This is a genomic window from Pseudomonas sp. P867 (assembly GCF_019891455.1).
In the GTDB taxonomy this organism is placed as follows: domain Bacteria; phylum Pseudomonadota; class Gammaproteobacteria; order Pseudomonadales; family Pseudomonadaceae; genus Aquipseudomonas; species Aquipseudomonas synxantha_A.
This window is the reverse complement of sequence record NZ_JAFLXB010000003.1, coordinates 1-24,819: the sequence shown is the minus strand read 5'-3', so window position 1 is coordinate 24,819 and position 24,819 is coordinate 1. Positions and strand designations below refer to the sequence as shown.

Sequence of the window (24,819 nt, the reverse complement as noted above, 5' to 3'; positions counted from 1 at the left end):
TCAACAGTTAGTCTTCTTCTGGCACTGGCAGAGCTGCCACCAGCGGTGTGCCTTGGGAGTCCACGGTGGCGGCCGCGACCTGGAAGTCCACACCTGTGCGTTGGTAGTACTGACGCAAGCGCTCCATGCTTTGCGCCGACAGTGGGTTGCCGCTCAAGTCGCTGTCGCCATTGAAGGTTGCTGACGTCTCCAGCAAGTCCTGCGGTATCTCCCGGATCGCGTTATTGCTCAGGTCCAGCGTTTGCAGTTGATCCAGGCCAAATACGCCCTCTGGAACTTCGCTCAGTGCCGCGTTGCTCAGATACAGCGCAACCAGTTGGTTCAGCGAGCCGACGTCAGGGGCGTGACCCAGGGGGTTGTTGCTCAAATTAACAAACTCAAGTTCGGTCAACCCCGTCAGCACGCCTCGGGTTTCGGGTGTCAGCCGGATTGCGCATTCCGTTATATCCAATGTGGACAGTGTGGGCATGTGCTGGATCGCCTCAGGCAGGGTGCCCAGGGAGCACTTGCTCAGTTTGAGGGTTTGCAAATGGCTGAAGTTGCGCAACGTACCGTCGACACCAGTCGTGGTGCCGCTGCCGTCCAGTTGGAACAAGGTCACGTGGTCGAAGTTGGCGTTCAATTCCGGCAAGTCGCCCAACACTGGTGTGTCGAGTAAGACCTGGTGGGTCAGCTCATCGTCCAGGCTTTCTTCATCCTCGGGGGCTTCTCGTCGCCACGCCTGCTCCAGCAGTGTCTTGAAGTTGCGCCGCCTCAGTTGGTCCTGAGCGCGGGTTTGTTCGTCAATAGGCACATCCAGGATAGGGTGCCGATCCGGTACAGCCTGCACCCACACCTGCAGGTCGTTGTTCAGTCGCTCGTATTCAGCTTCCAGGCGCGTCAACGTCGGTTCGATTGCCGCCATGTCGCCGGGCAGGCGGAAGATGAAACGGTCTGCCTCGTTATCCAGAAACGAGGGGTATAGCCGCTGCGTGCGCATGCGTTGTGATTCGGATGCCTGGGCGGCGAAACTCTCCCCGGTGCGCTGGCAGTAGCGTTTGATCGACTCCAGGGTTTGGGGTGTCAAGGGGTTTGCGGAAAGGACCAGGCCACTGGTGGTTGAGGCCGGCATGGAAAAAAGTGCCTCGGGCAGTTGCTCAATGGCGTTTTTGCTCAAGTTGACCGACTGGCGTGGCGGGTCGCCCAGCAGGCTAGGGGGTAGCTGTGTCAAACCGGTGTCTTTCAGCGAGATTGTGCTCAGATTGGGCAGGTGACTGAAATCCGGAGTACGGCCCAGCGGGTTGTGGTCCAGGTATAAATATTCGAGGCTGGTCATGCCTTGCAACCCCGCTACGCTGGTAGGGCTGAGTTCTATTGAGCAGCGTGGCAGCCCCAGAATGGATAGTGCCTGCCGGTTGAGCACTTGGGCAGGGATGTCGCCGAGCCTCACGTTGTTGATGTCCAGGATACTTAGGGCCGGGAAGCTGTCGATAAAGGCGGTCGACCCCATCGGGCTACCATTGCCTTTGATGGTCAGTGAGCCAACATGCTTGAAGTGCGCGCTCAGCGTGGGCAGCTCGCCTGCGAGCGTCGCGGGGATTTCCAGCAAATGGACGAATTGAGTGTCCTGGGGTGTTTCCCTGCGCCAGCTTTGCTCAAGTAATGTGCTGAGCTCGCTTCGCCGGGTGGCTTCCGATGGCTGCAACTGCGGCTGTTGCGTCCAGTGGTTGAGCTCGGACTTTAGCGTATCCAATTCACCGGCCAACCTTGCCAGCTCGCGCCTACCCGCTTCCAGGTCGCCTGGGAGGCTGTAGATAAACTGGTTGATCTGGTCGGTGTCCAGTGAGGGATACAGCATTTTTGCGTCGCGCACATCCACTGCCGGAGCATCGGCCTCCCAGTAGGTGCCATGCTGCTGGTAATAGGCTTTAACGCGCTCGAGGGTGGCCGATGACAGTGGGTTGTCAGATAGGTCGAAGGCAGCGCTGGTATGTGACGGAAGATCGAACAGTGCTTCCGGTAATTCTCCGATCTGGTTGCCGCTGAGAAAGGCTGCGCTAAGGTCGTTGCGGGTGAGCAAACCGGGAGGGAGGCGATCGATGCCGGTTTCGGACAGGTCCAGTGTGTTCAGCTCGGTCATCGCTTCCACAGTGGGCACCCGACCCAAGGGGTTTTTATGCAGGTCCAGGGTTTGCAATTGGGTCATCGAGGCGAGCTGGGTTTGGCTGTGCGGCGTCAGGGTAATTGCGCAGTCGCTCAGGCTCAATGCGTTCAAGCTGCGCATCTGAAGTACGGCTGGGGGCAGGTTGCCCAAGGGAATACTGTCAACGGTCAAGTGACGCAGTCGGGGAAAGTTGCCCAGGAACGCGGCGGCTCCTTGCGTGTGGTTGCTGCCTGACAGCGTCAGCATTGATACGTGATCGAAGTTGGCGGACAGTCGCGGCAGTTCGCCACGAATAGGGTAACGCAGGTTCATTCGGTAGCCGTCGCGCGCCGGGTCTTCGAAGTAGTCATCGAGGGGTAACTCCCTGCGCCAGCAGCGTTTGAGTTCGCGGGCAATGAGTCTGCGATTGCGTTGCTCGTACAGACGCTGGTGTGCGCTGAGTAGGGCGCCGTTTCCGGGGGGCCGAAGCGGAATGTCGCGTTGCCAGGCATTCAGGTCATGTTCCAGTTGGTTGTATTCGATGCGCAGCGCCTCAAGGCCCGCGAGTGCACCGCCAGGCTGTGAGTGCAAGTGGTTCACCAGGGTAGTCAATTGGCGTTCGCGAAGTCTGGGGTACAGGTCGTGCGCGCGTTGAAGCAAGTTCACAGGTCTTAATGGCGCCGGCGCCTGGGCACGATAGCCGTTGTCGCTGCCCAGCAGGCGCAGGGCTTCAGTGACACTTTCCGGCTTGCTATCAGGGGTGAGTAGTGTGCGCAGTTCACTGCGTGGCAGCGGCGCTTGCCGCAGGCGCTGCTTGAGTTGTGCGCCGTCGTGGATGCCAAGGCCGAGCTGGTCACGCTGTTTATCGGGTAGGGCACTTAAAACGGCTGAGTACAGGTCGGTCTCGCTGGAGAGGGCACCCTGTTCATTGTGGGGCTGGTAGCGGCCGGCTTCAGTACGCACCAACGTGCGCTGGATCGGGGCGTCATCTGGACCGATCCGCAGCCAGCTCGGTCCGGTTTGCGAGTGGTGACGAGCCTCTAGCTGTACCTCGCCAGACCAGCCTGGCAGTGTGCGCAGGGAGTTCAGTGCCAGGCGATCAGTGTCCAGGGAGGGCGGCGTATTCAAGTGCTGACCCTCATAGGCACGGTTGATCCGTACTTCATTCAACGCGGTGCGTGCCAGTTCGGCCAGGCGCGGGGGCGTGTTTCGTTCATGCAGTGCTTCAAGTTCTGCACCGCTGGCCTCGCTCACAAGTGTTTTCGCAACGCTTATAGGCAGTTCAGGCGTGGTGGTGAGCAATTGCTGGGTAAGCGGTTCGGTGGTGGCTTGCAACGTCGCATAACGCGAGTCGAACAACGCGCTGCGCTGGCTATCGGCAATGTCCGCGAGCTTATGGCGTAGCAGTTGGGCGCGGCGATCCAGGCTGAGTTCGGGATCGCTGGCGCGCTCACCGAACGGCGCACGGATTTCTTCGCTGCTCATCCCACGCAGGACGGTTTTCAGCAAGTCGCCGTTCTCCAGTTGGGCCTCAAATACCTGAATCACTGGCATGCGTTCATCACCGAACTCCCAGGCTGTTTGCCCCTTGTCGTCGACGATGCGCAAGGCTTTGGTGGGCGGCCACGAGCCGTGGGTGGTCAACACTTGCAAGGTGTCTTGTGGGTCAATCAGGTGGTACACCGCCGGGTCGTCGCTGCGTAGCTGATCGATCAGCCGCTGGATGCTGCGGTCGATGCGCAGACGACTCAAGGTATCGTCCAGTAGCGGCGATAGAGGCTCGCTGTTGAGGTGCATTTTGCGCACGACACCCTCATCCACGCCGCTGATGTGCAAGCCCAGTTCCCGGTCCGCTTCGCTTAAATCCTGCACGCTGTGCCCCAGTCTGCGCAGCAACGTGTGCTTGTCCCACTGCAGGGGCTGTTCGAGTTCGGTGTGCCACGCGCCGGCGCCGTTGTGTCGCACAATCGGGCGATAGGCGTCAGGGCGGCTGGGGTGTTTGATGTAGTAAAAATCACTGTCCGGACTTTCTTCCACGGTGTACAGCTTGTTTTCCAGTGGCAGGATTGTTTCCTTGCGTACCTCGTGCAGGCCCAGCTCGTTGATACCCAGGCGCGTTGGCAACGATGATGGGTACTCATAGGGCGCCAGGTCCGGTTTCCAGTAGCGTTTGGCGCCGTTGGCCAGGCTCACCGGTTTGAAGCTGTCAATGTACGCGAGGACGTTTTCGGGCAGCACTTTACGCAGTTCGGTCGGGCCAATTTGGGTGCCCGCAGCGAAAGCACCCATCTGCACCAGGGATTCCAGCACGCTCATCAGATGACCGAAGGCTTCCTTGCCCAGGCCTTCGGCCCAGTCGATCACCCCTTCGAACACGTCATCGAGCAGTTGATAAGCCATGTAGCCCAGCATCAATTCGCCCAGGCCCGGCACGAAGGGGGCGACCACCATCAGTGCGGCGTTGAGGATAGAGGAAGCCACATCGACGAAAGAGTCCCAAAGCCGCCAGCGCGCCTCACGATCGACGCTGGCGGTGGAGACGGCCAGTGTGCGGGCGTCGTTGAGAATCTTGTCGAGTTTGCGACGGTACAGATGCAACCAGGGGTCGCCCCAGACAGGCTGCGCATCAAACTGTAGCTTGGGGTCTTCGATGGGGGTGCTCCGCCAGGGCGATTGGCCGCTGCCCCTGACCGGCGGGTGCCAGGTGATGCGCGCCAGGCGCTGGCTCAAGCCGGAAAAAAACACCCCGCGTTGGGCGTGGGGTACAAAGCGGCTGAAGAAGGTCTGGTAATCGCGGTCGCGCAGTTGCCGGGTCAGTTCCTGTTTGAATGCCAAAGGCGAGGCGTATTCCTTGAGCGGGTGCTGCGGATCATCTGGAACGTATGCCACCAGGCGTTGCGGCGAGCGCGGTCTCTCAAGGTCGGGAGAGAACAGTTGAATGCCGGTCAGCGCAATGTCCATCATGCGCAGCTCCTGACAGCGCAACGGTTGGCCGTTGAGCCTGAGGTTGGGCGTGCCAGCTACCAGCCCTTCGATCAAGTCAGCATAGTCGTCGCTGATATCGTCCTTGATACGTGCCAGTTGCACGGCTGCATGCAGGGCGGCTTTCTGGCTGGCGTCGACCTTCAGGCGCAATACCGCAGCGGCAACCGGGTTGGACATGCCCAGCTCATCGTTGAGGTAGCGGGCGTAGCGGGCACCCATGTCCAGGTCACGGCACAGGCTGGCGAATGCCTGGATCGATAGCACACGTTTGATCTGCGGCAAAGTGTCGAATTGCCCGCTGGCCGAAGGCTGCGTGATAAAGGTCGAGGCCGGCTCGTAGGCGTAGGCCAGGGTTTCCTTGAGCTCAAAGTTATGCAGGGCGGCGTCGAGCAGCGAAACCGTCCAGGTGCGCGCGGCGCCGGAACGTATCGGGAACCAAGGGGTACGATCAGGGATATACAGGCGTAAATAGGTTGCCTCGACGTTCAGGTCTAGGCCGTAATCGGCTTTCAATGCCTGTTCGAGGATCGGCTTGGCGAACGCCTTGGCGTCCTGCAGGTGCTGCAATGCCCGATCTACGCTGTTTTGTGCCTCCCAGTGGGCGCCGGTCAGCCGCGCGAGCGCGGCGCGTTGTTCGGCACTGCCCGGCAGCTGTTGTGGCTGGGTGGTGGCAAGTGCCTGGCGTTTGTCGGCGCAGGCATTGCCGAGCCAGGAGGGCAGGGTGTCGGTCAACAATTGATAGTGGCTGTCGGGCAGGCGGGTATCGGAATAATCGAGGTTCGTCATGGAGCGGGTCCGTGCAAGTTATGAAGCCCGCAGTAAACCAGCCGGTTGCAGAGGGGGACCTTTAGATAGTTAGGGGGCGCAACCCTTTCACTGGATAACCCTGACGCAAACCTGGCGCAGCGTTTAAACTGCGCCATTGCGACGCTATTTGTCGCATTGGCGTAAACCCGCTAAAAACGCGGGTTGGCGCTATAAGAAGTTGTCGCTTGGCGGCAAGGCCCTACTGAAAACTGTCCTTACAATCCCTGCATCGCCCGCCAGTTCCAGGCAGGCGTTCCTCTTCAGGAGACTCCGATGTCCGTTGAGCAAGCCCCGGTGCAACGTGCCGATTTCGACCAAGTAATGGTGCCTAACTATGCACCTGCCGCCTTTATCCCTGTGCGTGGCCAAGGTTCGCGCGTGTGGGATCAAGCAGGTCGTGAGCTGATCGACTTTGCCGGCGGCATCGCGGTCAACGTGTTGGGCCACGCCCACCCGGCGCTGGTCGGTGCACTGACCGAACAGGCCAACAAGTTGTGGCATGTGTCCAACGTCTTTACTAACGAGCCGGCGCTGCGCCTGGCCCACAAGCTGATCGACGCCACCTTTGCCGATCGCGTGTTCTTCTGCAACTCCGGCGCCGAGGCCAATGAGGCTGCGTTCAAGCTGGCCCGTCGTGTGGCCTTTGACCGTTTCGGCAGCGAGAAATACGAGATCATCGCCGCGCTGAACAGCTTCCACGGGCGTACCCTGTTCACCGTCAACGTCGGCGGCCAGTCCAAGTACTCCGATGGTTTCGGGCCTAAAATCACCGGCATCACCCACGTTCCTTATAACGATCTGGCTGCGCTGAAGGCCGCTGTGTCGGGCAAGACCTGCGCCGTAGTGCTGGAACCGATCCAGGGTGAAGGCGGCGTACTGCCGGCTGAACTGGCTTACCTGCAAGGTGCCCGCGAACTGTGCGACGCGAACGACGCGCTGCTGGTGTTCGACGAAGTGCAAACCGGCATGGGCCGCAGCGGCCACCTGTTTGCCTACCAGCATTACGGTGTGACGCCGGACATCCTCACCAGCGCCAAGAGCCTGGGCGGCGGTTTCCCGATTGCGGCGATGCTTACCCGTGAAGACTTGGCCAAGCACCTGGTGGTCGGCACCCACGGCACCACCTACGGCGGCAACCCGCTGGCGTGCGCAGTGGCCGAAGCGGTGATCGACGTGATCAACACGCCAGAAGTATTGGCCGGCGTTAACGCCAAGCATGACTTGTTCAAGGCGCGCCTGGAGCAGATCGGCACGCAATACGGCATCTTCACCGAGGTGCGTGGCATGGGCCTGCTGATCGGTTGCGTGCTCAGCGATGCCTTCAAAGGCAAGGCCAAGGACGTGTTCAACGCGGCCGAAAAAGAGAATCTGATGATCCTGCAAGCTGGTCCGGACGTGGTGCGTTTTGCGCCGAGCCTGGTGGTGGAAGAGGCGGATATCAACGAAGGGCTGGATCGTTTTGAGCGTGCTGTGAAGACGTTGACTCAAGCCTGATACAAATCTATCTGCCGGACCGGATCAAATGTGGGAGGGGGCTTGCCCCCTCCCACATTAGGAACAGTGTTGTTCCTGACCTGTCCGGTATTTTTTTCTATGAGTTTTTCGAGTTAAGGAGTAACACCATGCTGGTGATGCGCCCCGCGCAAATGGCTGATCTGGGCGAGGTACAGCGTCTGGCTGCAGACAGCCCGATTGGTGTTACGTCCTTGCCAGACGATGTGGAACGCCTGAGCGACAAAATCGCCGCCAGCGAAGCTTCTTTCGCGGCCGAGGTAAGCTTCAACGGTGAAGAGAGCTATTTCTTCGTGCTTGAAGACACCGATACCGGCAAGCTCGCCGGTTGCTCGGCCATCGTTGCTTCAGCCGGCTACTCCGAGCCGTTCTACAGTTTCCGTAACGAAACCTTCGTGCACGCCTCCCGAGAGCTGAAGATCCATAACAAGATCCACGTGCTTTCCCAGTGCCATGACCTGACCGGTAACAGCCTGCTCACCAGTTTCTACGTGGTGCCGGAATTGGTCGGATCGCCCTGGTCGGAACTCAACTCCCGTGGCCGCCTGTTGTTCGTTGCCAGCCACCCCGAGCGCTTTGCCGATTCGGTGGTAACCGAGATTGTCGGCTACAGCGACGAAAACGGTGATTCGCCGTTCTGGGACGCCATCGGTCGCAACTTCTTCGACCTCAACTATGCCGCCGCCGAGCGCCTGTGCGGGCTGAAAAGCCGCACCTTCCTCGCCGAGTTGATGCCGCATTACCCGATCTACGTGCCGCTGTTGCCGGACGAGGCCCAGGAAGCCATGGGCCAGGTGCACCCGCGTGCGCAGATCACCTTCGATATCCTGATGCGCGAAGGTTTCGAGACCGACCACTACATCGACATCTTCGACGGTGGCCCGACGCTGCATGCACGGGTTTCGGGTATTCGCTCGATCGCCCAGAGCCGCGTGGTACCGGTGAAGATCGGCGAGATGGTCAAGGGCGTCGGTCGCCAGTACCTGGTGAGTAACGCGCAGTTGCAGGATTACCGCGCGGTGATGCTGGAGCTGGACTATGCGCCTGGTAAGCCAGTAACCCTGGACCTGGCGGCCGCCGAAGCCCTGGGCGTTGGCGAAGGCGCGAGCGTGCGTTTGGTTGCGGTATAAAAACAGAGTTTCGCGGGTGGCTGACAACAGCGGCCCGTTCGAGGAGATAGCATGATCGTTCGTCCCGTACGCAGCAGCGATTTACCGGCCCTGATTGATCTGGCGCGCAGCACCGGCACCGGCCTCACCACTTTGCCGGCCAACGAAGAGCGCCTGACCCACCGGGTTGGCTGGGCGGAAAAAACCTTTCGCGGCGAAGCCGGGCGCGGCGATGCCGACTACCTGTTCGTGCTGGAGAACGATGAAGGCCGCGTGGTCGGCATTTCTGCCATTGCCGGTGCCGTGGGCTTGCGTGAGCCCTGGTACAACTTCCGGGTCGGGCTGACCGTCAGCGCCTCCCAGGAGCTGAATATCTACCGCGAGATTCCGACGCTGTTTCTGGCCAACGACCTCACCGGCAATTCCGAATTGTGCTCGTTGTTTTTGCATGCCGATTATCGCAACGGTCTTAACGGCCGCATGTTGGCCAAGGCGCGCATGTTGTTTATCGCGGAGTTCCCGCAATTGTTCGGCAACAAGATCATTGCCGAGATGCGCGGCGTATCCAACGACGCCGGGCGTTCGCCGTTCTGGGAAAGCCTGGGTCGACACTTCTTCAAAATGGAGTTCAGCCAGGCCGACTACCTTACCGGTGTGGGCAACAAGGCGTTTATCGCCGAGCTGATGCCGAAGTTTCCGCTGTACAGCTGCTTCCTGTCCGAGGATGCGCGCAACGTGATCGGCAAGGTCCATCCGGACACCGAGCCGGCCCTGAGTATGCTCAAGAGCGAAGGGTTCAGCTATCAGGGCTATGTCGATATCTTCGATGCAGGCCCAGCGGTAGAGTGTGAAACCAGCAAAATCCGTGCGGTGCGCGACAGCCAGTCGCTGGTGTTGGCCATCGGCACGCCGGGGGACGACGCCACGCCGTTCCTGATCCATAACCGCAAGCGCGAGGAGTGCCGTATCACTGCTGCTCCGGCCCGGCTGGCGGCAGGTACCCTGGTGGTTGATCCGCAGACCGCCAAGCGCCTGCAGCTGGTGGTGGGTGATCAAGTGCGTGCCGTACCGTTGTCTGCTGCTCGGGAGTCCAAGTAATGAATTCGCTGTATATCGCAGGTAGCTGGCTGGCCGGCCAGGGTGAGTTGTTCGAATCGCGCAACCCGGTGACCCAGCAGGTATTGTGGGCCGGCAACGGCGCCACCGCCGAGCAGGTCGAGTCCGCCGTGCAGGCGGCACGCCAGGCATTCCCCGCGTGGGCTCGTCTGCCGTTGGAAGAACGCATCAGCGTGCTGGAAGCTTTTGCCAGCACCCTGAAAAGCCGTGCCGATGAAATTGCCCGCTGCATTGGTGAGGAAACCGGTAAACCCTTGTGGGAATCGGCTACCGAAGTCACCAGCATGGCCAACAAGATCGCCATCTCGGTGCAGAGTTATCGTGAGCGCACCGGCGAAAAGAGCGGCCCATTGGGTGACGCCACCGCGGTATTGCGTCACAAGCCTCACGGCGTGGTGGCGGTGTTCGGCCCGTACAACTTCCCCGGGCATTTGCCCAACGGCCATATCGTCCCGGCCTTGCTGGCGGGTAATACCGTGCTGTTCAAACCCAGCGAGCTGACCCCGAAAGTTGCCGAGCTGACCGTGCAATGCTGGATCGAAGCCGGGCTGCCGGCGGGCGTGTTGAACCTGCTGCAAGGCGCGCGGGAAACCGGCATCGCCCTGGCCGCCAACCCCGGCATAGACGGCTTGTTCTTCACCGGGTCCAGCCGCACCGGCAATCATCTGCATCAGCAGTTTTCGGGACGCCCGGACAAAATCCTCGCCCTGGAAATGGGCGGCAACAACCCGCTGGTCGTGGATGAAGTGGCCGATGTGGATGCGGCGGTCTACACCATCATCCAGTCTGCGTTTATCTCGGCTGGTCAGCGTTGCACCTGCGCCCGTCGCTTGTTGGTGCCGGAAGGCGCCTGGGGCGATGCATTGCTGGCGCGGTTGGTGGCGGTGAGCGCAACGATTGAAGTCGGTGCGTTCGACCAGCAACCACCGCCGTTCATGGGCTCGGTAATCTCCCTTGGCGCGGCGAAAGCCTTGATGGACGCCCAGGAATTGATGTTGGCCAATGGCGCCGTAGCGCTGCTGGAAATGACCCAGCCACAGGATCAGGCCGCATTGCTGACCCCAGGCATCATCGACGTGACCGGCGTAACCGAGCGCGAAGACGAAGAACTGTTCGGCCCGCTGTTGCAGGTGATTCGCTACGCGGATTTCGCCGAGGCAATCGCAGAGGCCAACAACACCCAATACGGCCTGGCCGCTGGCCTGTTGTCGGATAGCGAAGCGCGTTACCAGCAGTTCTGGCTGGAAAGCCGTGCCGGTATCGTCAACTGGAACAAGCAGTTGACCGGCGCCGCCAGTACCGCACCGTTTGGCGGGGTAGGGGCCTCGGGTAACCATCGGGCCAGTGCGTATTACGCGGCCGATTATTGTGCGTATCCGGTGGCGTCGCTGGAAACGCCGAGTCTGGTGATGCCAGCCACGTTGACCCCTGGCATTACACTGATCTGAACGTGGGAGGGGCTTGCTCCCGATGGCGGTGTGTCAGTCACCTAATTAGTCAACTGACACCCTGCTATCGGGAGCAAGCGCCCTCCCACATTTGAACTGTGGTGTATTCAGTAATTTGATGCCTATAAAAACAGATGTTCGTGGAGCCTCGCCGATGAAATCCTGTGAAGTCAATTTTGACGGTCTAGTGGGGCCGACCCATAACTACGGCGGTTTGTCTTTCGGCAACGTCGCATCCCAAAGCAACAGCCAGCAACATTCCAACCCCAAGGAAGCGGCGTTGCAGGGCCTGCAGAAAATGAAAGCCCTGATGGACATGGGCTTTGTGCAAGGTGTGTTGGCGCCCCAGGAACGCCCGGATGTGGCTGCTTTGCGCAACCTGGGTTTCAGCGGAACCGACGCCCAGGTAATTCAGCAAGCGGCCAAGCAGGCCATGCCGTTGCTGGTAGCGAGCTGCTCGGCTTCCAGCATGTGGGTAGCCAACGCGGCCACTGTCAGCCCGAGCGCTGATACCGCAGACGGTCGCGTGCATTTCACTGCCGCCAACCTCAACTGCAAGTACCATCGCAGCATCGAACACCCCACCACCAGCCGCGTGCTGGGCGCGATGTTCGCCGATGCAAAGCACTTTGCCCACCACGCCGCCTTGCCGGCGGTGGCGCAGTTCGGTGATGAGGGCGCGGCCAACCACACGCGCTTTTGCCGTGAGTACGGTGAGGCGGGTGTTGAGTTCTTCGTGTTTGGCCGCAGTGCCTTCGACAGCCGTTATCCGGCCCCGCAGAAGTACCCGGCGCGCCAGACCCTTGAAGCGTCCCAGGCAGTCGCGCGCCTGCACGGCTTGAAGGATGACGGCGTGGTCTACGCCCAGCAGAACCCGGCGGTGATCGATGCCGGCGTGTTCCACAACGATGTAATCGCGGTGGGCAACGGCGAGATGCTGTTCTACCACGAGGACGCATTCCTCAACACCGAACAGATGCTCGCCGAGCTGCAAGCCAAGTTGGGCAAGCTGGGCGGCAACTTCCAATCCGTCTGCGTACCCCGTGCCCAGGTCAGTGTCGAGGACGCGGTGCGTTCCTACCTGTTCAACAGCCAGTTGCTGACCCGCCCTGACGGTTCGATGCTGCTGATTGTGCCGGAAGAGTGCCGCAGCAATGAGCGTGTGTGGCACTACCTGCAGGGCCTGACCAGCTCCGGTGGGCTGATCCGCGAAGTCAACGTTTTCGACCTCAAGCAAAGTATGCAGAACGGCGGCGGCCCGGCGTGCCTGCGTTTGCGCGTCGCCTTGAACGAAACCGAACTGGCGGCGGTGAATCCAGGCGTTATCATGACCGCGCCACTGTACGAAACCCTGACCCAATGGGTTGGCAAGCACTACCGCGACAGCCTGCGCGAAACCGACCTGGCTGACCCGCAGTTGCTGCTTGAGTGCCGGACGGCACTGGATGAACTGACGCAAATCCTTAAACTGGGCTCGGTTTATCCTTTCCAGATCAATTAACGCCATACGGCTGAGATATTTTATTTATGACCGACACCCTGAAGCTGATCCTTGAAGACACCGACGGCACCCAGCTTGAAACTTCCTGCACCCGCGTTGCCGTGGTCTGGCAGGGTAAGGAGATCTGGATCCAGCACGACGGCCGTGGCCAACTGCTGATTGGTGTGGACGTCGAAGAGGGCGACGCCGAGTACGCCAACCTGCTGATGCGTCCCTTGGCGACCAACCTGATGAGCCTGCAACTGGAAATGGAACCGGCCGACGTTGAGGGTGATGACGACGATCACGTCCATGGTCCTGGCTGCAACCACTAAGGAAGCTGCTTATGCTCGCCCTCGGCAAACTGCTTGAACTGACCCTCGCCGGTCGCGAACCGGCGCAAAAAATTCAACTGACTGTCGACGGCGTGCAGATGCGCTGGCTCAGCGAGGGCGCGCTCGAAGTGCGCCCCCCTGAGGCTCGGGACAATGGCAGCGACCTGCTGCTGTCGTCCGGCATCCATGGCAACGAAACCGCGCCGATCGAACTGCTCGATCGCCTGTTGCATGGCATCGCCCGTGGGGAAATCAAACCCCGCTCCCGTATTCTGTTCCTGTTCGGCAACCCCGAGGCCATGCGCCGCGGCGAGCGTTATCTCGAACTGGACATCAACCGGCTGTTCAACGGCCGGCATGAAAGCAACATCGGCCCCGAGGCCATGCGCGCTGCCGAACTCGAGCAACTGGCGCGCAGTTTTTTCAGCCAGCCCGGTCGATCACGCCTGCACTACGACCTGCACACCGCGATTCGTGGCTCTAAGATCGAGCAGTTTGCCCTCTACCCGTGGAAGGAGGGGCGTCAGCATTCGCGCCGTGAACTGGCGCGCCTGAACGCCGGCGGTATGCAAGCGGTATTGCTGCAGAACAAAACCTCGATCACTTTCACTGCGTTTACCTACGAACAGTTGGAAGCCGAAGCCTTCACCCTGGAACTGGGCAAGGCCCGGCCGTTCGGGCAGAACCAGAGCGTGGACGTGTCCCGGCTGGAGGCGCGCCTCAAGCACATCATTGAAGGCGATGAGCCGCCGACAGAAAGCCTGGACGGCCTGCAACTGTTTGCCGTCTCTCGCGAGGTCATCAAGCACAGCGACGCCTTCCTGATGCACCTGCCGGCGGATGTGGAAAACTTTTCGCAATTGGAAAAGGGTTATCTGCTGGCCGAAGACGTGGCCAAGACGCGCTGGGTGATCGAGGAGGAGGGTGCGCGGATCATCTTTCCCAACCCCAAGGTGAAAAATGGTTTGCGGGCGGGGATTCTTATCGTGCCTGCCACGGATGCTGGGTTGGCTTAAATCTTAAGTCCAACTGGATCCAAATGTGGGAGGGGCGGTGCGACGTTTCGACTTGCCCCCGATAGCCGTATACCAGTCAGCCCATCTGCAGCTGACTCACCGCCATCGGGGGCAAGCCCCCTCCCACATGTTGTTTTGCAGTGTTGCTTAGACCGCTACGGCGCGCGGCTCACTACGGCGGATCGCCCGCACCTTGTGCAGGGTATCGGCGCAGGTACGCGCAGCTTCCTGACCCTTGTGCACGAAGTGCTCATAGAAGAACGTAGTGTGCTCGCTGCCGGCGTGGAAGTGGTGCGGCGTCAGGGACACCGAGAACACCGGCACTTCAGTTTCCAGTTGAACCTGCATCAAACCGCTGACCACTGACTGGGCCACGAATTCGTGCCGGTAGATGCCACCATCCACCACCAGTGCGGCGGCGACGATGCCGGCATAGCGACCGGTCTTGGCCAGCAACTTGGCGTGCAGGGGCAATTCAAAGGCACCGCCGACTTCAAAGAAGTCGATGTCCGATTCCTGATAGCCCTGGGCGATCATTTCGGCAAGAAAGCCTTTGCGCGATTGGTCGACGATATCCTTGTGCCAGCAGGCCTGGATAAACGCGACGCGCTCGCCGTGATGGTTTTTGCTTTTGCTGTCGATTGCGGTGGGTTGCATGTTCTGACTCCTGTTTAAGAAAAAAACAGGGCGTTATGAATCGAATGGGATTTAAGGGTATGCACAACGGCGTCATGCAAGCATGAGGTCAGTGCGCGGCCCTTAGGTGCCAATCCCGTTCTCTCTTCATCCGGACTATGACCGTCGGCCCCGGGATCACACCGGGTCTGCTGACCTTGTCGCCGTCCTGCCGGAGCAGTTCGAGGCGCCAAGCGCTCGCGGGCTATGCACATTGCGTGCAATTACCGCCGGTGGGGAATTGCACCCCGCCCTGAGAACGTTGCCGCCAGAACCCTGGCGGCGGAGAGTTTTTAACACGGTTTTTCAAAAACTGCACGGTTGCCGTATCGATAAGCTATATCGGTTTGTTTGGTTGGTATTCGATTGAATGCAGTGGGGGCTTGATATTGCGTGGCTTTGCCCGCAGTAATCACACACAAAAGGACTTATCCATTCCGTTAGAGGCCCCCTTCATGACCGTGATTGACCTGCGCAGCGACACCGTGACCCAACCCACCCCCGGTATGCTCGACGCGATGGCCGGCGCCGTCAGCGGTGATGACGTCTATGGCGAAGACCCCAGCGTCAACAAGCTGGAGGCGGAACTGGCCAAGCGTCTGGGCTTCGCCGCCGCGCTGTTCGTACCCACTGGCACCATGAGCAATTTGCTGGCATTGATGGCCCACTGTGAGCGCGGCGAGGAATATATCGTCGGCCAGCAGGCCCATACCTACAAATACGAAGGCGGCGGGGCGGCCGTGCTGGGTTCGATCCAGCCGCAGCCGCTGGAAGTGCAAGCGGACGGTTCCCTGGACCTTGACCACGTGCTGGCGGCGATCAAGCCTGACGATTTCCACTTTGCCCGCACGCGCTTGCTGGCGCTGGAAAACACCATGCAAGGCAAGGTCCTGCCGATGGAGTACCTGGCCAAGGCGCGTGCGTTTACCCGTGAGCATGGCCTGGCCTTGCACCTGGACGGGGCGCGGATCTACAACGCAGCGGTCAAGCTGGGGGTGGATGCGCGTGACATCGCCAAGCATTTCGATTCGGTGTCGGTGTGCCTGTCCAAGGGCCTTGGTGCACCGGTCGGCTCGGTGCTGTGCGGTTCCACGGCGTTGATCGCCAAGGCCCGGCGCCTGCGCAAGATGGTCGGTGGCGGAATGCGTCAGGCAGGTTCGTTGGCGGCAGCGGGGCTGTATGCCCTGGATCATCAGGTACAGCGCCTGGCCGAGGACCACGCCAACGCGCAGTGGCTGGGTGATGAGCTGCGCAAGGTCGGTTACACGGTGGAGCCGGTGCAGACCAACATGGTCTATGTGCACATTGGCGAGCAGGCGCAGGCGTTGAAAGCCTTTGCCGCAGAGCGCGGGATCAAGTTGAGTGCCGCGCCGCGCCTGCGTATGGTCACCCATCTGGATGTCAGCCGGGCACAGATCGAGCAAGTCGTGCAGACATTCGTCGCATTTTCGCAGAAATGACAGTGCAGACCGTCTAATTGACTGTTTCTATCACATAAACACGCTGTACCACCGGCGAAGGGCCGATATAATGCGGCCCTTTGCCGTCGCTCCGTCTGATGATGTTGCGCACTGGCCTTTGGCCGCAGCCTCCGTGGAAGAACCTAATGAAAAGCGCAGAAATCCGTGAAGCCTTCCTTCGCTTCTTCGAAGAGCAAGGTCACACCCGTGTAGCCTCCAGCTCCTTGATCCCAGGCAATGACCCCACCCTGCTGTTCACTAACGCGGGGATGAACCAGTTCAAGGACTGTTTCCTGGGCCAGGAAAAGCGCGCCTATACTCGCGCCACCAGCAGCCAGAAGTGCGTACGCGCCGGCGGCAAGAACAGCGACCTGGAAAACGTCGGTTACACCGCGCGTCACCACACGTTCTTCGAAATGCTGGGTAACTTCAGTTTCGGCGACTATTTCAAGAAGGATGCGATTACCTTCGCCTGGACCTTCCTGACCGGCGTGCTGAAACTGCCCAAGGAAAAACTCTGGGTTACCGTCTACGCGACGGACGACGAAGCCTATGACATCTGGACCCAGCAAATCGGTGTACCTGCCGAGCGCATGATTCGCATCGGCGACAACAAGGGTGCGCCTTACGCTTCCGATAACTTCTGGACCATGGGCGATACCGGCCCGTGCGGCCCTTGCACCGAGATCTTCTACGATCACGGTGCGGACATCTGGGGTGGCCCACCCGGCTCGCCGGATGAAGACGGTGACCGTTACATCGAAATCTGGAACAACGTGTTCATGCAGTTCAATCGCACCGCCGATGGCGTGTTGCATCCGCTGCCGGCGCCGTCGGTAGACACCGGCATGGGCCTGGAACGGATCAGTGCGGTCATGCAGCACGTTCATTCCAACTATGAAATCGACCTGTTCACCAACCTGCTGAGCGCTTCGGCTGCGGCCATTGGTTGCACCAATGAAGGCCAGTCGTCGCTCAAAGTGGTATCGGACCACATCCGTTCCTGTGGCTTCCTGATTGCCGATGGTGTGTTGCCGTCCAATGAAGGGCGTGGCTACGTGCTGCGTCGCATCATCCGTCGCGCCTGCCGTCACGGTAACAAGCTGGGTGCCACCGGCAGCTTCTTCTACAAAATCGTGGCTGCACTGGTTGCCGAGATGGGCGATGCCTTCCCGGAACTCAAGCAGCAGCAGAGCAATATCGAGCGCGTACTCAAGGCCGAGGAGGAGCAGTTCTCCAAGACACTGGAGCACGGCCTGAAGATTCTCGAGCAGGACCTGGCTGAGCTCAAAGGCTCTGTGGTACCGGGCGACGTGGTGTTCAAGCTTTACGACACCTACGGTTTCCCGATGGACCTGACCGCCGATATCGCCCGTGAACGCGAGCTGACCATCGATGAAGCCGGGTTTGAGCGTGAGATGGAAGCCCAGCGTGTGCGTGCGCGTTCCGCCAGCTCCTTTGGCCTGGACTACAACACCCTGGTCAAGGTTGACGTGCCCACCGAGTTCATCGGCTACAAGGCTACCGCCGGCTCGGCCAAGATCGTTGCCATCTATAAAGACGGCAAGTCGGTCGATGTATTGAGCGAAGGCGAAGAAGCCGTGGTGGTGCTGGACCAGACCCCGTTCTACGCCGAGTCAGGTGGCCAGATTGGTGATTGTGGTTTCCTCAGCTCGACGTCCGGCCGTTTCGAGGTGCGCGACACCACCAAGACCGGCGGTGCTTTCCTGCATCACGGTGTGTTGGTGCTGGGCAGCCTGACCGTCGGCGCGCCAGTGGATACCCAGGTCGATGCCGACGTACGGCACGCAACTGCGTTGAACCACTCGGCCACTCACTTGCTCCACGCTGCCTTGCGTCAAGTGCTGGGCGAGCATGTTCAGCAAAAGGGCTCGTTGGTCGACAGCCAGCGCCTGCGGTTTGACTTCAGCCACTTTGAAGCAATCAAGCCTGAGCAGATCAAGGCGCTGGAAGATATTGTCAATGCCGAGGTGCGCAAGAACACGCCGGTAGAAACTGAAGAAACTGACATCGAAACCGCCAAGGCCAAGGGCGCCATGGCGTTGTTTGGCGAGAAGTACGGCGACGAAGTTCGCGTGCTGAGCATGGGTGGTAGCTTCTCGGTCGAGCTGTGTGGTGGTATCCACGCTAACCGTACCGGCGATATCGGCCTGCTGAAAATCATCAGCGAAGGTGGTGTGGCGTCCGGTGTGCGTCGTATCGAGGCGGTGACCGGTGCTGCGGCCCTGGCTTACCTCAATGCCGCCGAAGAACAACTCAAGGAAGCGGCCAGCCTGGTCAAGGGCAGCCGTGACAATCTGATCGACAAACTGTCTGCCGTGCTGGAGCGCAACCGTGCGCTGGAGAAACAGCTGGAGCAGTTGCAGGCCAAGGCGGCCAGCGCTGCGGGCGATGATCTGTCGGCCTCGGCGGTTGACGTCAAGGATGTGAAAGTTCTGGCGGCGCGCCTGGACGGTCAGGACGGCAAGGCGTTGTTGGCCTTGGTCGATCAGTTGAAGAACAAGCTCGGCCGCGCAGTGATCCTGCTCGGCAGTGTCCATGAGGATAAGGTCGTTCTGGTTGCCGGTGTAACCAAAGACCTGACTGGCCAACTCAAGGCCGGTGATTTGATGAAGCAAGCCGCTGCGGCAGTGGGCGGCAAGGGCGGTGGTCGTCCGGACATGGCACAAGGCGGTGGTGTAGATGCCGGTGCCCTGGATGCGGCCCTGGCCTTGACCGTGCCGTTTGTCGAGGCAGGTATTTAAGGCACTGTTAATCGGCCCGTGGTCTAGTCACGGGCTTGTTCAGTGCGGGTGGATTGGATATTAGGCGCCCCTTTACGGGCTGAGGCGGCTTGGAAATGGCTTTGATCGTACAGAAATTTGGAGGCACCTCGGTCGGCTCTGTAGAAAGAATCGAGCAGGTCGCCGACAAGGTTAAGAAATTCCGCGATGCCGGCGATGACCTGGTAGTGGTGCTGTCAGCCATGAGCGGCGAGACCAATCGCCTGATCGACCTGGCCAAGGCTATCAGTGGGGATCAACAGCCGTTGCCACGTGAGCTGGATGTGATTGTGTCCACGGGCGAGCAAGTAACCATTGCGCTGTTGGCCATGGCTCTGAACAAGCGTGGCGTGCCGGCGGTGTCCTACACGGGCAGCCAGGTGCGCATTCTCACCGACAGCGCGCACACCAAGGCGCGTATCCTGCAGATTGATGATCAGAAAATTCGTACTGATCTGAAGGCTGGGCGCGTGGTAGTTGTAGCGGGTTTCCAAGGTGTGGACGAGCAAGGCAACATCACCACCCTCGGGCGTGGCGGTTCTGACACCACGGGTGTGGCACTGGCGGCAGCGCTCAAGGCTGACGAATGCCAGATCTATACCGACGTGGATGGCGTCTACACCACTGACCCGCGCGTCGTGCCAGTGGCCCAGCGCCTGGACAAGATCACCTTTGAAGAAATGCTGGAAATGGCCAGCCTTGGTTCCAAGGTGCTGCAGATTCGCGCGGTGGAGTTCGCCGGCAAGTACAACGTTCCGCTGCGCGTATTGCACAGCTTCAAGGAGGGTCCGGGCACCCTCATTACTATTGATGAAGAGGAATCCATGGAACAGCCGATCATTTCCGGCATCGCTTTCAACCGCGATGAAGCCAAGCTGACGATCCGTGGCGTGCCAGACACCCCGGGCGTGGCTTTCAAGATTCTGGGTCCTGTCAGCGATGCGAATGTTGAAGTCGACATGATCGTGCAGAACGTTTCGCACGATAACACCACCGATTTCACCTTCACCGTGCACCGCAACGAATACGATGCGGCATTGAAAATCCTGCAGAACACAGCGAGCGAGATTGGCGCCCGTGAAGTGGTCGGCGATACCAAGATTGCCAAGGTATCGATCGTAGGGGTGGGCATGCGTTCCCATGCCGGCGTTGCCAGCCGTATGTTCGGGGCCCTCGCCAAGGAGGGTATCAACATCCAGATGATTTCCACTTCGGAAATCAAAGTCTCGGTAGTGCTCGAAGAGAAGTACCTGGAACTGGCTGTACGCGCGCTGCATACCGCTTTTGAGCTTGACGCTCCGGCCCGACAGGGCGAGTGATGTGTTGCCAGGAAGGCGCGGTTTACCGCGCCTTTCATTTTTTTGTGGGGCGCATGTTCTTTTGCGTGGGCTCGACAATACTTAGGTGTGTAGGGCTACGGCTTTTGGGTTGTAGGTCGAATGCCTTTTTTTTGCAGACTGTTGTTCCTGAACTGAAATGCGTGAGGAGAAAGGCATGCTGATTCTGACTCGTCGTTGCGCAGAAAGCCTGATTATCGGTGATGGCGAAATCACCGTGACCGTGCTCGGCGTCAAAGGCAATCAAGTGCGTATTGGGGTTAACGCTCCAAAAGAGGTAGCGGTTCACCGCGAGGAAATCTACCTGCGGATCAAGAAAGAGAAGGACGAAGAACCAAGCCTTTAATTTTTATCGTTTTTTATGTTTGCAAACGGGGATGAACGTGGTTAATATACGCCCCGTGTTGCGGAGAGCTGGCCGAGTGGCCGAAGGCGCTCCCCTGCTAAGGGAGTACACCTCAAAAGGGTGTCGGGGGTTCGAATCCCCCGTTCTCCGCCATTATTTGCTTAGTACGTTGCAATCTGGTTTTTTCGGTAAGTTGTTGAAAATACTCGAAAAAATAGCTTTACATAGAGATTGAACGGCCTATAATTCGCGGCAACAAATGCACTCGTAGCTCAGCTGGATAGAGTACTCGGCTACGAACCGAGCGGTCACAGGTTCGAATCCTGTCGAGTGCACCATTTAAGAGTTAGTTGCAGCGATGCAGGTAGCTCGGCTTCAACCAGTTGTGATCTGGTCTAAAAACACAATCTGCACTCGTAGCTCAGCTGGATAGAGTACTCGGCTACGAACCGAGCGGTCACAGGTTCGAATCCTGTCGAGTGCACCATACAAACAAAAAGCCCGCCTAGTGCGGGCTTTTTGCCGTCTGGGGTTTATGTAGGTTTTATCCTGGTGTGGGTCTTTTTATCTTTCCCATGTGTTTTCCCTCTCCTGCGTGTCGTCGCATTTCTATAGGTGCAGCCAATACTGAACATTGGCTCGCAAGCGCTTGTTCTTTCCAGTTTTTTAACGTTTAAAACGGCCGGGCGGTGTATCATGCGCCCGTCAGCCCCGTCGGGGCTTGTGGAATACCTCCATGGACTTACCCAGTAGTGACTCAGTACCCCGTTTTACCAATCATGAATTGACTGATTGATCCTTCCGGCGTGCCCCGCTGCTGGGAGTGGAGTTCGCCTATGACCGAAGTAGAAGTAAAGAAAACACAAGAAAGCCTGCAGGATCGTCTGGCTCAAGTCATCGAGCTGCTGCAGCGCCAGCGCGTGGTCGAAGACCTCACGCACCGCCAGGAAGGTCCGAACCACGACCGCGTTGAAAACCTGGTTCACCGGCAAAACCTCGTCGAGTTACAACGCAAGCTCGATGACCTGCACTCCGCCGACGTTGCCTACATCCTCGAAGCTTTGCCGCTGGATGATCGACTGACCCTTTGGCAGTTGGTCAAGGCCGATCGCGACGGTGACATCCTCCTGGAGGTGTCTGACTCGGTCCGTGAAACGCTGATCGCCGACATGGATGATCATGAGCTCCTGGCCGCCGCCAAGGAGATGGATGCGGACGAACTGGCCGACCTGGCACCTGAGCTGCCCCGGGATGTTGTTCATGAGTTGATGGAGGCGCTCGATACGCAGCAGCGTGAGCGCGTGCGATCGGCGCTGTCCTATGACGAGGACCAGGTCGGTGCGCTGATGGATTTCGAGATGGTCACCATCCGCGAAGACGTCAGTCTGGAAGTGGTACTGCGTTACTTGCGTCGCCTCAAAGAGCTGCCGGGCCATACCGACAAGCTGTTCGTGGTCGACTACGAGGGAATTCTCAAAGGCGTGTTGCCGATCAAGCGCCTGCTGGTAAATGATCCAGAGAAGAAAGTAGCTGACCTGATGGCCAGCGATACCGTCAGCTTCCATCCTGACGAAGATGCCTACGACGCGGCCCAGGCCTTTGAGCGTTACGACTTGATCTCGGCTCCGGTGGTCGACAAGAACGGCAAGTTGATCGGTCGTCTGACCATCGATGAAATCGTTGACTTGATCCGTGAAGAGAGTGAAACCGAAGTCCTCAACATGGCGGGTTTGCGTGAAGAGGAAGACATTTTTGCGTCAGTCTGGCGTTCTCTGCATAACCGCTGGGCCTGGCTGGCGGTTAACCTGATCACGGCATTTATCGCGTCTCGTGTCATCGGGTTGTTTGAAGGTTCAATCGAAAAGCTGGTGGCATTGGCGGCGTTGATGCCGATTGTGGCGGGTATCGGCGGTAACTCCGGTAACCAGACCATCACCATGATCGTGCGGGCCATGGCGCTGGATCAGGTGAGTACGGCCAACTCTTCACGCCTACTGCGCAAGGAGCTGGCTGTGGGCCTTATCAACGGCCTGGTGTGGGGTGGAGTGATTGGTGTGGTGGCCTATCTCCTTTATGGCAGTTGGTCCTTGGGTGTAGTGATGACGGCCGCCATGACCCTCAACCTGCTGCTGGCTGCCTTGATGGGGGTATTGATCCCTATGACGCTCGCGCGCCTTGGTCGCGATCCCGCCATGGGAGCCAGCGTGATGATTACTGCCATGACTGACAGTGGTGGCTTCTTCATCTTCCTGGGCCTGGCAACGATCTTCCTGCTCTGATCCTTTCTGCGGGGGCATGTCTGCCCCCGCTTTGCTCCCCATCTCCAAAATTCAGGCAAAAAAAAGCCAGCACATGGCTGGCTTCGGCTTTCAGTGTCAATCAATTGGCTTCTGCGGCCGCCTCAACATCGTGAGCGATAAGCGAGACGAGGGCGTTTTGCTGGCGGTGGGAGAGCTGACGAAAACGCTGCAGCAGTTCGCGTTCGTGCAGTGACAGCTCCGGGCTATCCAGGCGCATGCTCAACTCTTCACCCAAGGCACCTTCCTGAATAAGGCTTTGTTCCAGGCGTGCGATGATTTCAGAGTTCATGCTGCGGTGATGATTGCGAGCCACCTCGGCAATGCGTTCCCGCATTCCGTCTGGCAGACGTACGACGAATTTGTCAGCCGTACGGCTGGAATAAATTGCCTGTTTCAATGGGCGCATATATTTAACCGGTTAGTTCAGGGGAGCGGTTTCTGGAATTGGCCGCAAGATGAGTGTTAAGACAAGGCTCACGACCAAAGTTCAACCCGAATTGCAAAGAGGCCGCATCATGCCTCAGATTTGCCATTTCATTGGCGTCAATTCTGTGACAAATATTGAACCGCCTAAAGGCTTTGTGCCAGTACTGAATTGCATTTTTGCGGACTGGTTTGAAAACTTTGGCGCTGATGCAGTGCTAGTCCATCAACGCGCAGGGCTACGGCGCATCTGGGTTGAAGGGCGCAGCGCAATATGGCCTTTTGCCCTCAGTCTTAAGCCTAGTGGCAGTTTGCCGATTTGCTAGGGTGATTCGACATAAGGTAGGGGGGGAGGGGGTTAGCGCAGCAATGGATCGAACTTGATTCGGCGACCGGCGATGAGGGCCAATATCAATAGGCTACCAAACACGGCGCTGACGATAAAGGCGGTGGCTTGAACTCCAGGGGAGTCAGTAGCGAGGGCCAGAAAGCCTGCCATGAGGGTCAAGCATAGAAAAAGCCAGGCAGGTTTGGACATTGATAGTTATCTCAGAAAACCCAGTGCTCGGATGTAGGTGCTGCTTGTGTTTCTTGCGTCAGGAGAACGGGTGACTGCTCGGTAGCAGTGACTACCGCCAGCTGGGGGCGTTGTTGCAGATGATGGGGAACTGCTTGGCTGGCCAGTGCGGCATCTTGAGTATTGACTGGCTGGAAATGAAATATCACCAGTGCGGCCAGGGCTACGGCATTGAGAGCTAATAGTAGGATGCTATTCATGGTCATGTTCTCCGCGGTGCTTGGTTCGCTTGGTTTATGCAAAGAACATTGCAGATGCCGTGCCAAACTATTTTTCCTTTAAAATCAATTAGTTGATTTGCCTATGTGGTGGTTTCGGGTTGCAGTTTGCAATGATGGCATTTTGAGGTAATGCAATTTGCACGATCACTGCAAGTCCCCGTGTTTACTGGGTGAAGCTCTAAAGATATGTGCAAGGATCGCCCTACAAGCAAAATGCCTAAGGACGACATGACAAAAACTACCTCGACCGTTAATATGCACGCCGTCTGTCGCTGGTCTCATCCGCGACGCGCTTGTCATTTGTCCCAGTAGCTCAATTGGATAGAGCATCCCCCTCCTAAGGGGAAGGTTGGCCGTTCGAACCGGCCCTGGGACACCATCTTTATAGACTGAACGCCTGCCATGGCGTTTAGTGCTATCTACAAGACATCCGCTTTTCTCTCTGCTGCATTTCCTTCGATCTGAATCCTGCTATCTGTTGATAGCCTGGCATTTGTTGCAGGTTGTTTTTTGCGTCAGGAGGATCCAGTGCGGGCAATGCGCTGGCTCCCTTCTCTATATATAGAGATTCACAGAGGCTCCAGGCCTGGTGCACGGCAGGTCAAATGGGAGTTTTGAGTTTTTTGATTTAATGGGGTTGACGCACATGCAAATCCCTGTAGAATTCGCCTCCCGCTTCGGAGAGATCTTAAGCGCAAGTGGTTGAAGTTGTTGAAGAAATCTTCGAAAGCTTCTGAAAATAATCACTTGACAGCAAATGAGGCTGC

At 58.7% G+C, this 24,819-nt stretch carries 17 protein-coding genes, 4 tRNA genes and 1 riboswitch; of the genes, 16 read left to right on the top strand and 5 right to left on the bottom strand.

The window, feature by feature from the left end; translation table 11 throughout:
• Window positions 1-7: 7 nt before the first annotated feature.
• Window positions 8-5,893 carry a DUF6543 domain-containing protein gene (locus tag J1G33_RS06510; protein ID WP_223017826.1) on the bottom strand — a complete coding sequence of 1,962 codons (5,886 nt, stop codon included), beginning with the start codon at window positions 5,891-5,893 and terminating at the stop codon, window positions 8-10.
• Window positions 5,894-6,187: 294 nt separating this feature from the next.
• On the opposite strand from J1G33_RS06510, the gene J1G33_RS06505 reads away from it, so the two are divergent.
• The 7 genes from J1G33_RS06505 (at window position 6,188) to astE (ending at window position 13,930) form a co-directional block, all read left to right on the top strand.
• Window positions 6,188-7,408 carry an aspartate aminotransferase family protein gene (locus tag J1G33_RS06505; RefSeq protein WP_032879829.1) on the top strand — a complete coding sequence of 407 codons (1,221 nt, stop codon included), beginning with the start codon at window positions 6,188-6,190 and terminating at the stop codon, window positions 7,406-7,408.
• A 128-nt stretch (window positions 7,409-7,536) separates the two neighbouring features.
• Window positions 7,537-8,556 (top strand): arginine/ornithine succinyltransferase subunit alpha, encoded by a 1,020-nt coding sequence (gene aruF / locus J1G33_RS06500; protein WP_005790628.1) that lies wholly within the window; start codon window positions 7,537-7,539, stop codon window positions 8,554-8,556.
• Window positions 8,557-8,607: 51 nt separating this feature from the next.
• Window positions 8,608-9,633 (top strand): arginine N-succinyltransferase, encoded by a 1,026-nt coding sequence (gene astA, locus J1G33_RS06495; protein ID WP_005790626.1) that lies wholly within the window; start codon window positions 8,608-8,610, stop codon window positions 9,631-9,633.
• Entirely contained in the window at window positions 9,633-11,099 is a 1,467-nt protein-coding gene (astD, locus tag J1G33_RS06490; RefSeq protein ID WP_223017825.1) for a succinylglutamate-semialdehyde dehydrogenase, read from the top strand. Before astA ends, astD begins: the two co-directional genes overlap by 1 nt.
• 154 nt (window positions 11,100-11,253) lie before the next feature.
• Complete coding sequence (gene astB, locus J1G33_RS06485; RefSeq protein ID WP_148853737.1) at window positions 11,254-12,600, top strand: N-succinylarginine dihydrolase; 1,347 nt, start codon at window positions 11,254-11,256, stop codon at window positions 12,598-12,600.
• Window positions 12,601-12,626: 26 nt separating this feature from the next.
• On the top strand, window positions 12,627-12,914 hold the full coding sequence (locus tag J1G33_RS06480) for a hypothetical protein (protein WP_003175651.1): 288 nt from the start codon (window positions 12,627-12,629) through the stop codon (window positions 12,912-12,914).
• Window positions 12,915-12,925: 11 nt separating this feature from the next.
• The gene (gene astE / locus J1G33_RS06475; protein ID WP_032879833.1) at window positions 12,926-13,930 is read left to right on the top strand and encodes a succinylglutamate desuccinylase; all 1,005 of its coding nucleotides are present in this window, start codon (window positions 12,926-12,928) and stop codon (window positions 13,928-13,930) included.
• Between the two features lie 147 nt (window positions 13,931-14,077).
• Here astE and J1G33_RS06470 read toward each other — a convergent pair whose 3' ends face one another.
• Window positions 14,078-14,587 carry a 6,7-dimethyl-8-ribityllumazine synthase gene (locus J1G33_RS06470; protein WP_032879834.1) on the bottom strand — a complete coding sequence of 170 codons (510 nt, stop codon included), beginning with the start codon at window positions 14,585-14,587 and terminating at the stop codon, window positions 14,078-14,080.
• A 113-nt stretch (window positions 14,588-14,700) separates the two neighbouring features.
• A riboswitch (FMN riboswitch) is annotated at window positions 14,701-14,870 on the bottom strand.
• 190 nt (window positions 14,871-15,060) lie between these two features.
• Between J1G33_RS06470 and ltaE the strand changes: the two genes are divergently transcribed.
• From ltaE to mgtE, 8 genes are all read left to right on the top strand, one after another.
• Window positions 15,061-16,065 carry a low-specificity L-threonine aldolase gene (gene ltaE, locus J1G33_RS06465; protein ID WP_223017824.1) on the top strand — a complete coding sequence of 335 codons (1,005 nt, stop codon included), beginning with the start codon at window positions 15,061-15,063 and terminating at the stop codon, window positions 16,063-16,065.
• A 146-nt stretch (window positions 16,066-16,211) separates the two neighbouring features.
• Window positions 16,212-18,830, top strand: a complete 2,619-nt coding sequence (gene alaS / locus J1G33_RS06460) for an alanine--tRNA ligase (protein WP_032879836.1) — start codon at window positions 16,212-16,214, stop codon at window positions 18,828-18,830.
• Between the two features lie 95 nt (window positions 18,831-18,925).
• Window positions 18,926-20,167 (top strand): aspartate kinase, encoded by a 1,242-nt coding sequence (locus J1G33_RS06455; RefSeq protein WP_005790609.1) that lies wholly within the window; start codon window positions 18,926-18,928, stop codon window positions 20,165-20,167.
• Window positions 20,168-20,342: 175 nt separating this feature from the next.
• A complete protein-coding gene (gene csrA, locus J1G33_RS06450; protein ID WP_003175645.1) occupies window positions 20,343-20,531 on the top strand; it encodes a carbon storage regulator CsrA in 189 nt (62 codons plus the stop codon).
• A 62-nt stretch (window positions 20,532-20,593) separates the two neighbouring features.
• Window positions 20,594-20,684: transfer RNA gene (locus tag J1G33_RS06445), tRNA-Ser, on the top strand.
• Between the two features lie 108 nt (window positions 20,685-20,792).
• Window positions 20,793-20,869 (top strand) — tRNA-Arg (locus tag J1G33_RS06440).
• A gap of 72 nt (window positions 20,870-20,941) precedes the next feature.
• Window positions 20,942-21,018 (top strand) — tRNA-Arg (locus J1G33_RS06435).
• A gap of 349 nt (window positions 21,019-21,367) precedes the next feature.
• Window positions 21,368-22,810 carry a magnesium transporter gene (gene mgtE, locus J1G33_RS06430; RefSeq protein ID WP_005790606.1) on the top strand — a complete coding sequence of 481 codons (1,443 nt, stop codon included), beginning with the start codon at window positions 21,368-21,370 and terminating at the stop codon, window positions 22,808-22,810.
• 100 nt (window positions 22,811-22,910) lie between these two features.
• Here mgtE and J1G33_RS06425 read toward each other — a convergent pair whose 3' ends face one another.
• The 3 genes from J1G33_RS06425 to J1G33_RS06420 all read right to left on the bottom strand — a co-directional run bounded on the left by J1G33_RS06425 (window position 22,911) and on the right by J1G33_RS06420 (window position 24,031).
• A complete protein-coding gene (locus J1G33_RS06425; RefSeq protein ID WP_003193592.1) occupies window positions 22,911-23,237 on the bottom strand; it encodes an Arc family DNA-binding protein in 327 nt (108 codons plus the stop codon).
• A gap of 375 nt (window positions 23,238-23,612) precedes the next feature.
• Window positions 23,613-23,792: a PA3371 family protein gene (locus tag J1G33_RS27830; protein ID WP_248161781.1), complete on the bottom strand. Its 180-nt coding sequence runs from the start codon at window positions 23,790-23,792 to the stop codon at window positions 23,613-23,615.
• A gap of 11 nt (window positions 23,793-23,803) precedes the next feature.
• Window positions 23,804-24,031 (bottom strand): hypothetical protein, encoded by a 228-nt coding sequence (locus J1G33_RS06420; protein ID WP_078822109.1) that lies wholly within the window; start codon window positions 24,029-24,031, stop codon window positions 23,804-23,806.
• Window positions 24,032-24,354: 323 nt separating this feature from the next.
• Here J1G33_RS06420 and J1G33_RS06415 point away from each other — a divergent pair.
• Window positions 24,355-24,431: transfer RNA gene (locus tag J1G33_RS06415), tRNA-Arg, on the top strand.
• Window positions 24,432-24,819: the final 388 nt, after the last annotated feature.

What these genes read in the sequence shown, in the direction of transcription:
- J1G33_RS06510 (WP_223017826.1), bottom strand. Translation starts at nt 5,893, where the DNA reads ATGACGAACCTCGATTATTCCGATACCCGCCTGCCCGACAGCCACTAT.
- J1G33_RS06505 (WP_032879829.1), top strand. Translation starts at nt 6,188, where the DNA reads ATGTCCGTTGAGCAAGCCCCGGTGCAACGTGCCGATTTCGACCAAGTA.
- aruF (WP_005790628.1), top strand. Translation starts at nt 7,537, where the DNA reads ATGCTGGTGATGCGCCCCGCGCAAATGGCTGATCTGGGCGAGGTACAG.
- astA (WP_005790626.1), top strand. Translation starts at nt 8,608, where the DNA reads ATGATCGTTCGTCCCGTACGCAGCAGCGATTTACCGGCCCTGATTGAT.
- astD (WP_223017825.1), top strand. Translation starts at nt 9,633, where the DNA reads ATGAATTCGCTGTATATCGCAGGTAGCTGGCTGGCCGGCCAGGGTGAG.
- astB (WP_148853737.1), top strand. Translation starts at nt 11,254, where the DNA reads ATGAAATCCTGTGAAGTCAATTTTGACGGTCTAGTGGGGCCGACCCAT.
- J1G33_RS06480 (WP_003175651.1), top strand. Translation starts at nt 12,627, where the DNA reads ATGACCGACACCCTGAAGCTGATCCTTGAAGACACCGACGGCACCCAG.
- astE (WP_032879833.1), top strand. Translation starts at nt 12,926, where the DNA reads ATGCTCGCCCTCGGCAAACTGCTTGAACTGACCCTCGCCGGTCGCGAA.
- J1G33_RS06470 (WP_032879834.1), bottom strand. Translation starts at nt 14,587, where the DNA reads ATGCAACCCACCGCAATCGACAGCAAAAGCAAAAACCATCACGGCGAG.
- ltaE (WP_223017824.1), top strand. Translation starts at nt 15,061, where the DNA reads ATGACCGTGATTGACCTGCGCAGCGACACCGTGACCCAACCCACCCCC.
- alaS (WP_032879836.1), top strand. Translation starts at nt 16,212, where the DNA reads ATGAAAAGCGCAGAAATCCGTGAAGCCTTCCTTCGCTTCTTCGAAGAG.
- J1G33_RS06455 (WP_005790609.1), top strand. Translation starts at nt 18,926, where the DNA reads ATGGCTTTGATCGTACAGAAATTTGGAGGCACCTCGGTCGGCTCTGTA.
- csrA (WP_003175645.1), top strand. Translation starts at nt 20,343, where the DNA reads ATGCTGATTCTGACTCGTCGTTGCGCAGAAAGCCTGATTATCGGTGAT.
- mgtE (WP_005790606.1), top strand. Translation starts at nt 21,368, where the DNA reads ATGACCGAAGTAGAAGTAAAGAAAACACAAGAAAGCCTGCAGGATCGT.
- J1G33_RS06425 (WP_003193592.1), bottom strand. Translation starts at nt 23,237, where the DNA reads ATGCGCCCATTGAAACAGGCAATTTATTCCAGCCGTACGGCTGACAAA.
- J1G33_RS27830 (WP_248161781.1), bottom strand. Translation starts at nt 23,792, where the DNA reads ATGTCCAAACCTGCCTGGCTTTTTCTATGCTTGACCCTCATGGCAGGC.
- J1G33_RS06420 (WP_078822109.1), bottom strand. Translation starts at nt 24,031, where the DNA reads ATGAATAGCATCCTACTATTAGCTCTCAATGCCGTAGCCCTGGCCGCA.